7 protein-coding genes are annotated in these 15,790 nt (G+C 52.6%); all 7 read right to left on the bottom strand.

The window, feature by feature from the left end:
* On the bottom strand, nt 1-4,532 hold a 4,532-nt coding region (locus tag VE954_RS03430; protein ID WP_324949685.1), incomplete at its 3' end, for an FG-GAP-like repeat-containing protein.
* Nucleotides 4,533-4,688: 156 nt separating this feature from the next.
* On the bottom strand, nt 4,689-6,143 hold the full coding sequence (locus VE954_RS03425) for a hypothetical protein (RefSeq protein ID WP_324949683.1): 1,455 nt from the start codon (nt 6,141-6,143) through the stop codon (nt 4,689-4,691).
* 17 nt (nt 6,144-6,160) lie between these two features.
* Nucleotides 6,161-10,219: a hypothetical protein gene (locus tag VE954_RS03420; protein ID WP_324949681.1), complete on the bottom strand. Its 4,059-nt coding sequence runs from the start codon at nt 10,217-10,219 to the stop codon at nt 6,161-6,163.
* Nucleotides 10,220-10,232: 13 nt separating this feature from the next.
* Complete coding sequence (locus VE954_RS03415) at nt 10,233-11,756, bottom strand: hypothetical protein (protein ID WP_324949679.1); 1,524 nt, start codon at nt 11,754-11,756, stop codon at nt 10,233-10,235.
* A gap of 13 nt (nt 11,757-11,769) precedes the next feature.
* Nucleotides 11,770-13,035 carry a hypothetical protein gene (locus VE954_RS03410; protein ID WP_324949677.1) on the bottom strand — a complete coding sequence of 422 codons (1,266 nt, stop codon included), beginning with the start codon at nt 13,033-13,035 and terminating at the stop codon, nt 11,770-11,772.
* 25 nt (nt 13,036-13,060) lie between these two features.
* The gene (locus tag VE954_RS03405) at nt 13,061-13,879 is read right to left on the bottom strand and encodes a hypothetical protein (protein WP_324949675.1); all 819 of its coding nucleotides are present in this window, start codon (nt 13,877-13,879) and stop codon (nt 13,061-13,063) included.
* A 30-nt stretch (nt 13,880-13,909) separates the two neighbouring features.
* The coding region (locus VE954_RS03400; protein ID WP_324949673.1) for a hypothetical protein at nt 13,910-15,790 on the bottom strand (1,881 nt) is incomplete at its 5' end.

The following is a 15,790-nucleotide window of genomic DNA, read 5'->3' as shown; positions in this document are numbered from 1 at the left end:
CTCATATCGATTCTGCGCAGGACCACCTGACCGGCTCGATCGTATACCTGAATCTTCGCCTGGTCATACAGTTTGTTTCCGTCAAAGCTCTGCGAACGAGTCAGGAAGCCAACCGCCGAACTCTGCGCCAAACTTTGCAGTTCAACCGGGTAGCGGTCATATTGATTCCTGGTCAAGAGGCGCCCGTTGTCATTGAGTTCCTGCAAACGACCCAGCACATCATAGAAGAAGGTCAGGGTGCTAATTTTCTTCATCGTGCCATCGTAGTTGGTGCGGACCGACAGCTGATCCACTTGATCATACTGAAAGGTGCTGCAACCCATTCCGGGGAAACACTGCTGCAGTTTGCGGTCCAAGGAATCATAGGTGTAGCGGCGCGCTTCGGTTTGCCCTGGCAACCACACTTCACTGACGTTGTCGTAGGTATCATAGGCAAAGCGGGTGATGGCATTGCGTTCATCGACGATAGCGAAGATTTGCTTGCCGAATTGCACTGTCTTTTTGATGACATCGACCGTCCCGAGCCCTTGGCCCTTGTCGTAGAGCGAGACCTGGGTTTGACCCCATGGCTCATAGGTATAATGTTCTGTACGTTCCGTCGGATAGATACGCTGCACGGGTCTATCCAAAGCATCATAGACAGTTTGGGTGAAGCCTTCTTTTTTCGTCACGGGAATCAATCCCGATTGGAACACGTCCTGCAAGGTGGTCGTCGTGTCCCGGAACGGAGTGTAGACCCGAATCGTGTTCTTCTTCCGGTTATGCTCTTCATAGGAAACGATCCGCACGCCTTGGTCGAGTTCCAGATTTTCCAAGGAGGCTACTTTAACGCCATTGGGTGTATAGAGCTCAAGACTTTGGATCCAAGTGGATTCGTTGGCAGGCAGCACGGCGCCTTCCGCATAGCGGCGAGCCTGTTTGAAAATTCGGGAATCGGTGCCGGCTTCGGCGAAACGATACCGATACTGTTCCTGATAGCCGTCATCGCGTTGGTAAAGCGTCCTGCGGCCGAAACTGTCAAACGAGAAGTAGTGGCACACGCCGCGTGGATCCCGATAGGCCTTCAAAACGCCTTCATGCACCGCAAGTTCCGGAATGCTGGAACAACCCTCGATAGGATCCGAACCGTAGTACATGCGCGTCTGATGACCCACAGCATTCACTTGTTCGATCGGCATGGTCCCGGTCGGATCGAAGCGCACGGTTTCCAGGAGGACCCCGTTCATGCTGAACGTCGTCGGGTTGCCGAAGATATCGAAACTGCGTTCCGAGATACGGGACGCAGGAGCCTGCAGCTCAGCCGAGACCGCGAATCTATCGTAGAAGGCTTCTTCCGTCGATTTTTTCGCCAAGCCGGTCGGACCGTATTCGATGTGAGTCGACGCGACCATTTCCTGCTGCAAATTCTCTATCACATAGGTCTTTTGTTCCGAAGGTAGGGTGATGATATCCAAATCGGCTAGCTGGCGCCGTGATTCGGAAAAATCCAGGACATGCCGGGTATTGCGAGCCGGGATGAGCAGACCGTTCGGGCCTGTGATCGCATCGCGCATTTCTTCGATCACCGTCGGCATGTTGAAGCCATCGAATTGCGAAAAGATCTTGCTTGATTTCGAAGCCGATCCAGTGCTGCCGTAGGTTGCAGATTCTTCGCTCAGATCGCGAGAAAAATAAGCAGATTCCTCATCATAGCCCTGGGCCGCAGGAACCAGGTGCCTTTGGAATTTCTTGCTGAACAGGATGCGTCCCGCCAGAGGGGTTCCTTGGGTTTGCGAGTACTCTTTCATGCTGTGCAGAGTCACTTCCCGCAGGGCGAGGTTATGGGTATCCTGGCTCTGTTCCGCGAATTTTTCGGCGGGAGTGAATTCGTGGACATAGAGTTCCTTGGTTTTGCCGGCCAAACGGAAATCGCTTTCGAAGATTTCGCGGCGATACGATGACAGCTGGCTGCGCTCATCCTGGGCCAGGAATTCATCGCCGTAGGTAATGGTCTCGACGCTTCGGAAACCCACCAGTTTCCTGGAGGTGAAATCATAGATCGGCTGGTGATACAGCATTTCTTTGACTTCCCGACCATCCTTGTATTCACCGGGATGGAAGGGGTCGAGCTCGGAAATGACCATCTGTTTTACGACATAAATCGGGAAATGCAGAGGGGCCGAAGTCAATCCTTCGCTGTGATCGCGCAGCATCTCATCAGTGGAACTGGAATAGCGCAGATCATAGCGCAATCCCGTGGCGTTTTCTATGGTCGTCAGGAGATTGGATTTGATCAGCTGATTCTTGCCCTGGCGGTTGAAGTCGATGACGACAGCAGGCTTGAGACCCACGATGCCGGGCTGGAAGATGACCAATTCGGTCTGGCCGTCACCGTCGATGTCGGCGACACGGGTACGCTCACGACCACTTTGGACATTGATCTGCGGTCGGCCTTCGGCATCGAGTGTCGAGAATTTCAGAGGATCCTTCAGGAAATCGCCGTTGCCGAAACCAAGCCAGACGCGCATCTGGGTGTCGTCGCTGTTGAAACTCACCAGATCGAGGATCCCGTCGCCATTGGCGTCCAGGAACCAAACCCGACGACTTGCGGTTTGCAGGTCGTGCGCCAAGCCGTCGATCGCCACAAAGCGGCCTTTTTCACAGTTGCTCGCTGAAAGTACATCGGCATCCGCGAAACTGAAAAGTTGTTTCTCGGGCGCAGCATAGATATCGCCTTGGTTTTCATAAATGCAGATTCCGCCACGATCCGGGCGGATGCGGACGAGATCAGACAGCTGATCGCCGTTCACATCGGCGAGCAGCACGGATTCATCCGCCAGGAGATTGCCGAGCGGGGCGTCGAATGGCAATTGTTGGGTGGTCTCCAGGAAATAGTAATCAAAGCCTTGGGCGGTGCGCAAAGTTTGATTGATGGCGATTTTCCAGACCAAATTATTGCCTTGGATTTCCGTACCGATAAGATCCGTCAGACCATCGTTATTGATGTCCAACCAGCGGAATTTCCTGCTTTCGAACAGGCCTGGATTGATCCAATCGAAATCCAAAGTGGTGGCGGGTTCGAATTTGCCGTCTAGTTTCCGCAGATAGACATGGATCTTGCCTTCACCCACCTCGACCAGGTCCATCAGCGAGTCGCCGTTGAGATCCACGAAATGCCAGCTCGGCGAATCGATTTTCGGCGTGATCTTCACGCCGTCGCGCTCAACGGTCCAGCTCACTGAATTGGTGAAGCTGGTTTCCAGATTGTCAGTTCCCAGGGATATCTTGAGCGACTGACTCGTCGATTGGATCAGGTCCGCAACCGAGTCCAGATTGTAGTCGAACAATTCAAAACTGGTCGATGAATTGGTTTGGCTCAAAGCGGCGGCCGGGTAAACGATGTTGGTGATGGTATCGTTTTCATTCCAATTGGAATATTCAAAGCTCAGCTTGGGCAAAGCATTGGCCGCGTCGAAGCTGGATCCCTTGCCGAAGCGATAAATAGTGCGCAGCTGATCCAGAACATTCAAAGACCTGGTTTTGGTCTTGTCCAGAGACGCCGCGAGGTCACCCTTGGCTTTATCGAGGCAATGCTCGCCGGCTCGGACGGTAAACAGATCGGAATCGATCGATCGACCGACAAAAGCCAGGCAAATCTGCGACTGGACTTCGCCCCGGAAACTGGCGGAAACCCCACCGAACAGCACTTTGCTGAGTTGGCGGAAACTGGCCTTGTTGGATACCAGCGAGGGCCTGGTAGCTATCAGTTCGAAATTATATTCGCTCTGGCCCGCTGCGAAGCTGACTTTGCTCAAGTAGCTGCGTTCGCCCTGTTTGGTGTAAGTGTAGAAAATCGCTTCACCCTGCGGATTGATCTCTGCAGTCATAGGCCAGCGCACGATGAAACTGGGGTTGAGGGGATCGCTTTCGACGAAATCACGATTTTCCGCGAAATAGGCCTTCTGGCCGGATGGACTGGTGACGATGAAACCGGCTGGGAAACTGTAGATCAGTCTTTCGCCATTCTTGCCGAGATAATTGACGCGCAATGGATTCTTTGTATAACGTACCTTGACAAAGGCGCCGGAGGTTTCCAAAGAATACTCAAGGTCGCCGCCTATGGTATTGCTCAGGTGCGAAATCAAACGTTGGCCATCGAGGGCCAGATGCGAACTGAAATCGCCGTTGTCGGATCGTTTTTGCTTGATGGCTGTGCCGAGATCATCGTTGAAGCTGATGGAGGAACTGGCAACCGACCAGCCTATACCCAGGCCCGATCCGCTATCACCAGCCGATTGGTTGTAAACAAAGGCGAGCGATGGTTTCATGCCGCCGCGACTTGGCAGTTGCGGCAGGGGAATGGAATAACTTACGGCTCCGCGACTGGTCGAGAAATCAAAGCTCGATTCGTCTTTCTGCACAGTGCCGCCGCTGCTCGGCAGCTTCACCAAACCATCACGGGTTGCCGACTTGTCCTCGGCCAGAGCACTTGAACCCAGGCCGATACCGGCAGCAATTAAGAAGTAGGTCCAGAATCTGACGCGCTGAATCATTGGTATTTTCCTTACAGCTCAAGGTGTCATGGATCGCTGGCTCAGGAAAAAAATCTTGGTTTTTATTGGGACGACAGCGATCGTATTGCAAGATTCGGTTGAGTATTTGCCGCAAAAAACAGATTCAGCCTGAGGGGCGCTGAATCTGGTGAGACATTACAACTCCGGATTGAACATGTTCGATGCAGCACTGTTGCGAGTCAGGACGGTGGCCATACAGGTTCGGGCGTTCGCAGGGGTCATCAACGCAACCTTCAAATTCGCGGGCAGGGCCGCACAGATGGTCGCCACCGGTTTGCTCGGAATCGGCGCCAAAGTCACTGTGCCCAGGCAAGCGGAGTTAGCAGCCATACTGGACTTTTGGCAAGAGGTCGTCGCCAATTGAGAGAAGTTCTTGCTCCACAGTCCGCAGTAATAAACGCGGCAGAGTTCACCCAGTTGGGCTGCCTTCACATCCGGTGGCACCAGCATCGCTTGCAGGCGAGTGGTATTGGTTTTGAGGTCGTCGGCTATTTTCTGCAGAATGGGTTTATAGGTTATAAGCTGGCCTTTGCGGGTGCCAAGTTCGGAGATGACCGGACCGCCCAAGAGACCTTCCCGCCAGAGTTCGTATTCCTTGAAAATATTATCGGTCATCAAAGAAGCAGCTTGAAAGCGGCTAAAGGCTACACCAGCGGCATCACGGCCCTGGACATACACTGTTTTGTATTGCGCCAGCTGGTCTCGCATGTTGGTTTCTTTGATCAGGAGTGCTTGCAGCTTGCCTTCTGAGTTACCGGTGACAAGTTTCAGACGATTGATCTTGCGGGCAAACATAGCGGATGCCGGAGCTGTGGCGCTCAGGGATTCGCAGCGGCCCAAAGGTGCACCGGGCTGTTTGGCGTCCATTTCCTGTTGGTATTCGACATCGGTACAACCGAAGTAGCTCACCATTTCGGTTATAGAAGCTTCCCGGGCTCTTTGCATTACAGCAGTCATCGGCTGAGGACTCAATTGATTGCAACGGCCGTACTCCGCGACGACGTCTTTTTGACAAGCCGCCATGCGCGTGATCAATTCTTCCGCATAGGCGTTATTAATCTTTTCTTTGCCGTCGGTGCTATCGATGAAGGCCTTGTTCACGAGGATATCATTGAAGCGTACATCCGAAAACGATCCTGTGACCTTGGAGCGTTCACTGCAAAAACCATTGACGGAAAAGGCATCGGGCAGTGAGGCGCTAGGATCGGTGCTGGAGGGAATCATGGTTTTTCCCGCCCAATACAATTTGGCTTTTTCGCAGTGGGCGAATCCTTCGAACAATGTCGCCAAATTCTGTTGGCGAACCGACAAGCCTTCCTGCTGTGCTTGGGCCAGAAGGGAGGCCGTATGATCGAGTTGATCCCCGTAGGCCTCAGGCGGTCCGCTGGCCATGCCTAGGCTTTTTTCCCATTCGCAAATGCCCCAGTTCAGCGAGCTCGAACCTTTGAAACGTTTTTCGCAGTCGACGTTGGTAAAGGAGGGGACTGCGTATTCGCTCAAGTTAGGTTTGTTTGCAGTGGCATCCGCTGCCTTTAGGGAAGGAACACTGAAACTCGTCAGACCTATGATTGTTAAAATTGCACGTTTCATGAGTTTTTCCCTTTGACCTAGTTTTTCTTGGGTCTTGCGTACACAAAGAACAGCTTGTAGGCGACGCCAGTTGTTTCACCCGTCACAGGGTTCTTGTAGATCCTGCTGCAATCCGAGGCTTCCGCGGTCAACTTGTAATTCGCGATGATCGGGTAGCCCAAGAACGGCAGTTTCGCGCGATTATCAGGAATATCCTTGTCAAAGGAACCGACGGTGTAGCCAGGGGATTTCGTGGTCCAGCTGTTCAAAGCCGCCGGCAAGTCCCCTTGCTGTCCTTCCGAGAAGCGATACACGGAATCCGTCCAGGAACGGCTCGGTACGTTTTCCAGAGAAGGGAGCAGCAGATCGCTGTCTTTATCTGCCTTCTTAAAGACGAAGCCATGGCCCAAATGCGCGATCGTAATCTGATTATTCGTAGTTTCCACCTGTGAGCCCTCAGGGCAACGGTAGTCACCTACGATAAGCACATCGACCAGTCGTACTTCAGGATCGCTGAACTTATTGGCGTTATCGATATCGTTGGGCCAGATCGAGAGGTGACCCAGGGCATCCATCTTGCCCGCCGCGGCTGGCGAGACTTGGAAGGTCACTTCCCCATTGCGAGCCAAAGCTTGAGCAAAGGCTGAATCCGAAGGAATATCGATGCCGGTGTAACCGATCACGACCTGCTTATCTTCGGTGCTGAAGAGTATGCCGTTTTCATTGGTGTTGGTGAATTTGACCAGTGATTCCGAAGAGCGCATGTACGTGAAGTCTTCCGGAGATGGGATGCCGCCTAGTTTGCGGAATAAATCGCGTTTCTTGTAGGCCATGAACGCCAAACGGTTGGCGATATCGATCTTGCGCTTTTTGGCAATCAGATAATCCGGCAAACCGCGTACCAGATCGAACATCTGATCGCGCGAAACTTCGAACAACTCGCGGGAACCGTCGATCGGCGTGATGCCGCCGTCAGCTGCCGTTTGGGTCGACATATCGAGGACATTCTTGCGTTGCACGGCGATTTCACCGGCGATGCTGTCGAAGCTGGCCAGGAGGCCCTGCCGCAAGCTTTCTTCGAGACCGACATCTTTTATCTTATCATCGAGGCTCTTGCGGTCCGCAGCTGCTTGCACGGTTTTGTCGTCCAGCTGGTCTTTCAGGAAGTCGGCTTCCTTGTCGCTCAAATCCAGGGATTTCTGCAGAGCATCGTATTTCATGCCTTTAATTTCATCGACCAGACTGTCGCCGAATTTCTTGTCGGTGGCCAACTCCGATTGAAGCTTGGTGGTGTTGGTGACGCGTTCTTTGACATTGCCTTGCAGAGCCCTGATATCATTGTTATCATTAACCAAAAGGGCGCGACGGTTATCCAGAACGTTGCGTTCCGAGGCAATGATCTTCCTTTGGATGCCTTGCTGGATCTTTTGCGAAGCAAGGTCGTCCATTTGCAGTTGGGTGGAAATATTTTCCTGAGCCATCAAGTCCAAACGAGCTAATAAAGCTTGGTGGTTGGACACGAAGTTATCGAGTCGGGCATCGAGTTCAGTGAGTTCTTTGCTGTCACATTCAAGCAGCATCAATTTGTGTTGTTGAACCGCGCTGTCAGTCTTGGCGATTTCGGAACTTTCGGTGACACCCAATTCCAGGAAGGTCATTTGATACTGGAGTTTTTCTACAGTGTAGGCATCAAAGAGCTTGTCGATAGCCGCACCTAACTCACCGATTTTGAGCTCCATCTCAGCCTTTTTCGCATGAAAGGCCATTTCCCGGTTGGCGGCGTTTTCCACAAAATTCACGAGAGAAAGTAAATTGGTACTAAGGGCTTTGACTTTGCTCTCCGTGTCCATAATAGTGACCACACCGCCCATGGGACCAGCGATCGCGCCGACATATGTCGGCACTGTACCGGCCAGGGCCCCATAGGTCGATGCCGCAATCAAATAGAGGGATTTAGCTCTTTCAATATTTTGGACGATCTCCCCGGTCACCTTCATCCAGGAGTCGACCTTGTTTTTGAAATCATCACGCAAAGTCTTCAGGGCATTGTATTGCAGCAGAGCGCTGTCTCGGTTCTTATTCAGGATTTGCTCGGTCAACAAACGCTTGTTGGTGAAGTCTTTGGTCAGAGGATCATTCGGATCCGCACTGATGATATCTGGGCAAGTAATGGCAACTTGAAAATCACCTGGCAGCGGTTTTCCCAGCAAACATTTCAGGACGTAGCCTTGAGCTTTCAAGGCATCGCTGCCCATATCTTTACGAATTTTGCATACATCGGCTTGATACTGAGTGAATGTTTTTATGATCGAAGGAGCCTCGCAAGCCGTTTCTGTTTCCAAAGGAGCCGCACCATTCGGCGGCGTGAATTCCTCTGGCAGGGGCTTGAAGTTCATCGGTTCAAACACTCGACTCAATTTTCCGGTACCACTCAACATGGCTACCTGGGTTTCCATGTTGCAGATCTGCGTGCGCAACTCAACGCGTTTGCGGCGATAGATATACTGCATTTGATTGTCCAGGATCTTGGATTCTTTATCGATCTGTCCTTCACGCTCCGTGATTGAATTCGTGGTCAGGGTTTTCTGAATGAGCGCCTCGTCGATCGCGGCAATGTCATCATTGTTGCGTTTGATCGCGCGATCATATTCGCTGATTTGGGCTTGAAAGCTCAAAACTTGAATTTCCAAATTCGACACAGTGATCTTATGGTTCATCAGCCATCGCACTTCTGACAATTGATCGGTTTTATTGCCGATCGAATAGGCCAGCATATCCTGGTCTTTCTTCGCTTTCAGGTACTGGATCTTGTAGTCGACTTCTTTCTTCTGCTCGCCCAGATCAAAGGCGATGCGATTGATTTCCCGGCGGTAGTTGGCGGTTTCTTTTTCAGCTTCGATCGTGTTGATCTTGGCTTCGGTATCCTGGGTCATCTTACTGTAGCTCTCTTGGAGCTGACCAATCTTCTGCAGGCTCAGGTTGATGTTTTGCGATGTTTGGTAGCGCGAATCCGCTTCCCGCTTTAGCTGCTTCGAGACATCGTTGGACGCATCCTTGAGGTCAGCTGCCAGCTTCGCATTGTTGGCATCTTTGATGAGCCCTTCGATTTTGGATTCAATCGTGCTGATTTCATTCGTCAGGTTGACCAGGCCCTGATTGATGACATCATAGGAAGACAGATTCAGTTCTTGAGGATCTATATTGAGGAACAGGTAACCTTTTTCAGCAGAACCGATCCGCGTTTCCAGATCTCTTTGCAGAGCAGAAAGCTCGCTGGTGAGGCTGCTGTAAACAGTCATATTAGGAATATCGGTTTTCGCTTCGACGATAAGCCACAGGGCTTCTCTATAGAAATTCTGGGCGAATTCCATATTCTGGTTGTTTGCTGCGTTGCCTTGGGTTCCGCCTTCGCCGGTCTTGTTCAAAGCTGCGGTGATCTCATAACCCAGCTGCGAGAGCTGCTGATTCGAGGTGGTCATGTACCAATTGTCGCCGGCCGCCATCAACAGGCGAGCTTTGGCTTCCAGCAAGCGACTTTGCTTAAATGTGAAATTGAACAGGGAAGGCTTGCCCTGGCTGGACGAAGCATCGCCTGAGGATGTCTGGGCTTGCGCATCCGGGGTGGGCGCGTATTGCCGAGCCAGCACGTTCAGACCGCGGTCCACGATCACACGACCGTTTTCAGCGTTGATTTGCGCTGTGCCCGGATCCAGAGCGGATTCGGTTTTGCTGCTGAGAAAAGGCATATCTGCGGCGAGCAGCAGCATGTATTGAGCCATCGTCAAATGACAGTCCGCATCGCAAAGATACATATAGTGGTCGTTCAGTTTCTGCTTCGCGACATCGGTTTTGGCCGGAGCCAAGTCACCGCAAGTCTTCAAGACATCGTTGAGCGATTTAAAGCGAGCGCCCATGGTCTCAAGGTCGCCCGTCATCAGTGCCAGGGACAGATCCCGGGTCAACAACTGGCCCTTCTTTTGAAAGGCAGCTCCCGTCGCATCATCGGAACAGGTCGTGGGTGATAGACTTTGCTGTGCATAAGCCGATGATCCCAAGGTCAGGACCGCCAGCAGAAAGATATGGTATGGGAATCTCATGACTTTCTCTTCTCTATTGGGGTAGTTCGTCGATGACTTTGATCGGATTTGTTTCAAACAAGCTCAGTACGGCACTGGACAACGAATTGACGTCGGCGGTGAACTTTTCCTGCAAGCGATCGTCGTTTGTTGCGACAATATTTGCTGCCAAATTGGCACTGAGTTTACTCAAGCAGCTTTCCACCAGCTTGGTAAAGTTGTCCAGCGTTGTGGTGCCCTGAGGGGTCAAGGCGGCCAGCGAGGTCACAGCATCGCTGCATTCGCTAACTTTGGCCGCGCCAAGAGCCGTCGAAACGCTGACCAGGGAATCCAGGGAGGATTTGATCTGGCCTTTCAGTAAGGTGTTCTCCACCTGCAGCTCAGCCACTTCCTTGGTCATCGCAACCGCTTCCGAGAGTTTTGGGAAAGCCTGCACGTTCGGTTTAGGGACATACAGATTGTCCAATCCAGCTTCCTCACGCATGGAATCCTGCCGCGACCTCACGCCACCCTCGGCTTCTTTGATAAAATCCAAATTCGCTTTAATATTCTTCACCTGGCGGGCCATTTCAAAAGTTGCCTTCAAATCGAAGTCGACATCATTCAGCTGCGAATTCAAACAGGCGATCTTTTGGAATTCCGAAAGGTTTTTGAAACCCGACGTCCCTGGAGCTGGACAGCCACCGGAAACCACCTCGGCTGCATCCAGCAGACGAAGGGTTGCGTTAACCTTGTCGCTCAATGCGATATTCACTTCTTCAGCCACTGTCGTCTTGATGGTTTGCACCATCTCCGCTCGCGAGGTGCTGGGAATCACGGTACAGGCCATGAAGCGATTGGCATTGCCCTGAATGGTTTTTATGTAATTCACGAACTGCTGGTACAAGGGCAGCCAGGCCGGCAAGAGATCGACGGTTGGATTGATTTTGACGATGCTCTGGTTGTAGATCGCATCGGCGCTTTTCATGGCCACGCATTTCGCGGGCAGATCTTCGGCCAAATAGTACTGGGAGAGATGCAGGAGGTAGCTTTCCAAATTGGCGCTGGCCATCTCCTGCCGAATCAGATCGCTCCGCTGCTTCGTATAGCTCAACTGCGCGGTCCTATCCAGGCGGGCTTTATCGTCCGGACTCAAGAGCACGCCGTTGAAGGCGAGGTTTTTCGAGATATAGAGCGAAAGCATCGCGTAGCGACGGTAAATATCCTGCAAAAGCGCAGGATTGCTCACGCGCACGACATCGAATTCAATGATTTCGTTGCTCGGTGGCGGCGTCGTGCCGCTGGACGTGCCGGTTGGAGCCTTCTGACCATTGACGCATACGCGCGGTGGTCTGCATTGGGTGCCGGTGACGCTGCCTTTGGCCGGATCCACGAGCACGGTTCGGCTCAATTCATAGAGGCCCAGGATCTCGCTGAAGGTTCTGGTGTCCGGTGCTCCAATGCTTTGCCATACGGTTTCGAGCTGCTCATAGGAATAGCCCAGGTCAAGCGCTTGCGAAGAGCTGGACATACTGAGCAGCAGGCCAGGAATGACTAAGGTTTTAAGAAATTTTTTCATGGCTAGTTCCTGACTAATTCGAAAGTTTAGGGCAGAACCAGAAATCCACAGCGGCTTCATCCGCTTCCTGGCACACCGTATTCAAACCTATGCGTTTGGTGCCGCTCTTCAGCCAACTTTTGGTCACGGCATCGACGGTCGGCCGAATGGGGGCGACGCCGTTGATTCTGGAAGTCGTATCGTTGAAGGAGCGGAACATCCCGAGCAATTGTTCATTGTTGCCCTGGGTCAACTGCAAGAGCAGAGTCGCGATGCCTATTTGCTCGCGGGCCGAGCGCTTTTGGAAATCGCTGGCGTTGCCGTATTTCACGGCAGCCACATTGCGGCAGAGGAGTTCCTGGTCTTTCCTGGCCATCGCATTCCATTGAACCAGAGTCGTATCAGGAGGCAAATGAGCCTCATCGCAGCCGCCAAAGGCCCGATTGAGGGCATCGGCGAGGGCGACCGCACGTTGATAGAGAGGATCCGAAATGGTGGTGTAAGTTTTTTGGGCCAGAGTGGTATCGGCCTGCAGTTTGTGATCGGGAGTGATTTTGGCCGCACCGATACCCGAATCAGTGCCATTGCCAGCCCAGTCTTGGAGGATGGACACTTCCATATAGCTGCGCATTGTATCAGCAGCGACATCCTTCAAGGTCAAATTGGTTTCGATCGAAGAGGCTTTGGTCACGACTTCTTGAATCTTGTCAAAAATCTTCTGCATCAATTCTTTTTGCAGGGCCGTCGGCCGCAAGAAGGCGTCACGCACAGTATTTTCCGCCAAAGATTGCGACATCATCTGGATTTCATTCAAGGTCATGCCGTCTTCGGCGCAGCCTTTGACTTGAGCCAGTTCTTCGACGACTTTCGTCACGCGATAAACCCGATTGGGATCGGGCTTGTCATATTTATGTTCCAGATCCCTGCCGTTATAGACGTACAGCGACGTTTTCAGGAAGTAGCTCAGGGACCGGCGAGCCTGCGTGAAATACTCACATTTAAGGCCGGTCGAGCGGGTGCGATTCATCAGCCCATAGTAGGCCATGCCTTGCCAATAGTATTGGTTGAGGGTCAGGCCTTTGGTTTCCGAAGCCAGGTTCGCCGCAACCGTTTCGTATTCTCCGCAAGCGAGCGCGAGATCATGGCATTCATCATTAGTCCAGGTGCTACCTGTGCAGCTGTATTTTTGGCGAAGATTTTCGGCGTTCGCTCCGCAGATGTTTTGGGCCAGGGATTGTTCCCCTAGCAGCGCTATCGTTGCTATAGCCAGGGTCGAGCCTATTTTAGCGATATATTGCATGGGTCAATCCCTTCCCTATGGATTTTTACAAGTACGATTTCATGATGTAGAGGTTTAAGACCGATTGTGGTTCCGGTTGGTCAGCGCCCAAGGACAGGGCTTCGCCAGCGAATATCCATTCGCAGTGTTCGATCACTTCTGTATTGTTGACGCCGACGACATTCGGTACGAAATTCACGAACAAGTGCGGCTGGGTCATGCCATTTCTTTGGCTGTAGTCCGATTTGCAGCTTGCCAGCGCCGGAGTTCTACGAGCCTTGGTGTCCCGAGCACTCACTTCGAATTGGTTGTCGATGCGCACGACAGCGTCAGGTGCGTTCTTCAATAAAGGTTTGATCGTCCCGGCTTTAGCCGTCTCATCGAGATCGATGATGGTGCCGAAAGCATCGAAGGGCAATTCCGCCGTCGGAACTTCCGAGGTGATATAGATGGCGTTGGTGCCGATCAACTTAGGCAAGGTCGCCAAGAGGCTGGGCCACTGCGCAGCATCGGGTACCAGGGGCAAGCGGTAGAATTCCACAGTGATCTCTTGGGTGCCGACCGAAAACAAGATGCTGCACTGATCGACGCCGGGCCGGCCACTGACGTGGTATGGGCTCGCGGCAGAGACGCTATCCGATACATGTATAGTGCCGTGGCAAGCATCGGTCGCGCTATGGATGCCGACGGTGACGCCGGACTTAAAGGTGATAGGCGCGATGTCCTCATTCGGCCCGAGCAGAACCTGGGCGTAGTGACCGCTACCAAGGGCAAGCAGTTCGGATTTAGGGGCGATCGGAGCCGCTTGGGCGGCGCTGCTGATTACCAAAGAAACAGTCATTGTACTCAAGATTTGTTTTAACATGGGTTTCTTCCTTAGCTGTAAAGGGGCGATCTACACCTTGATTTTCTTCGTCCAGTAAGCGCCTTCGGGAATCAATTGCTTCTGCGTCCTGACTTTGTTGTTGGTACAAGAAACTTCCGTACCATCTCCGTTCACTTTGCAGACTATCGTATCGTTGCCGAGTTTGATGATGTCGAAGGATCGAGTCTTACCAAGATCATTGAACACCTTCACGGCCTTGTCGCTGCTCCGATTCCAGCATTCGATCACGGTATCGGGGTTCGGATCCGAACTTGCAGTTTGGAAGCAGATTTGGTCACCCACAAGACGGAGACTTCCCGGTTTTGTTGCCACCTTGCCCAGAGCTTCCGCTACTTTCTGCTCAGCAGGCGAATCCGCCCAACCCCAGCAGCCGACTTTGCCATTGTAGATCGTGCAGCCCATGCCAATAGTTCTCTTGATATCAAGGGGTAACACTTCCCCTGCCAGACCTTTGGGCAAGCTGAAGCCCATATTGGCGTTGATATCGGCCACATTAAAAAGCTTGGAGACTTCGGTCGATGGGGTCGGGATGACGTTGTTAAAGGTCGTGTCATAGAGGCATTTGATGCGCCGTTTCTCAGGGACGTCTTCCGCGGAGTCAAAGCACAGGCTACCGCCCGACAGCATGGATAGAGTGGTGCTGTCGTGCACAGCGTAATCATTGATCAAGCTGGGATCATCGGGACTCGCCGAGGTATCCGCTTTCCAACACTTGATCATTTGATCGCGATTGCTGGCTTCGCCATTGGCGACGATTGCGCACACCGAATTCAGGGACCCGGCGAGGGCTCGAACAAAGCCTTTGGGCTGACGGGCCTGCAAAGCCGGGCTCACCCTTGGGCTGTACTGGCAAGCCAGGTTCTGACCTTGATTCGTGTCATACAGGGCGCAGGCATAGTAGATGCCCAAGGTGAAGTCTTTGACCCGGGCATTGCGAGCTGGGAAATTCCAGGTATAGCTGCCCCAGCATTGCACTTCGCCTTGACTCGTGCTCGAGCAGGTCGTACCGGGAAAGGCCCAGACCCGATCATAGGTTTTGGGTTCGGCTTTGACCTCGACGACCAAAGGTTCCGCATCCAAACCATCGACTTTGGCTTTGATTTTCAATTCGCAAGAGTAAGGCACGAGGGTTGGCTTGCTGCCGACGATCAATTGATCATGGGCTTGGCCACTTAGGGTTGCCCAGACCAAATCCTTGTTGCAGGGCTTGCTGGTAGCGAAATCATAATCGAAGCTCACCACATCGCCCGTGATAAGATCGCGAACCTTGAGCGGAACGGTGACACTGTCGCCGGCTTGCAGATTGATCTGCGAGAAAGCCAGGGTTACGTCATCGAATTTGCCGGCATCGGGATTGATATCTTTGCCCTTGAGGCAATTGATCGTGCGGATGGGCCAAGCGTCGTCTTTGGCAGCGATGAGTTCCGCACCTGAATCATCCAGTTCGGGATGCGCTCCGGCAAAGCCGAAACCATCGACCAAAGCCTGGCAGCCCAAGACAAACACCGACTTAGCGTTATCGTCGACGACGTAGTACAGCGTGCGATTTTTCGTGTCATCGACATACTTATAGAAATAGCGCTTGGCAGGGTCACAGTTCAAGTTGCCCGTGACCGCGAAATTAGCCTGGGAATCCACGGTAAAGTCAACGAAGGTCGAGGAAAAACCCAAGCGACTGAGGATATCACCCCTCTTCACTTCATCGGCGCAATCGACTTTCAGGAAGCTGCCGTTGCTGATGAGGTAGGGCGACCTAATCAAAGGAAAGCCCTTCTTCACCATCCGCGCCGTCACAGTGGGATCGATGGAGATGCCGCTCACGATATCATCGGTCTGCGAGTTGAAGAGCTTCGAGTTCGCTTTAGATCGCTGGCAGGCGCCGAGCGCCAG

The sequence above is a fragment of the Oligoflexus sp. genome (assembly GCF_035638955.1).
Classification (GTDB): domain Bacteria; phylum Bdellovibrionota_B; class Oligoflexia; order Oligoflexales; family Oligoflexaceae; genus Oligoflexus.
The sequence above is the reverse complement of the archived record's forward strand: the minus strand, read 5'-3'. Positions and strand labels throughout refer to the sequence as shown.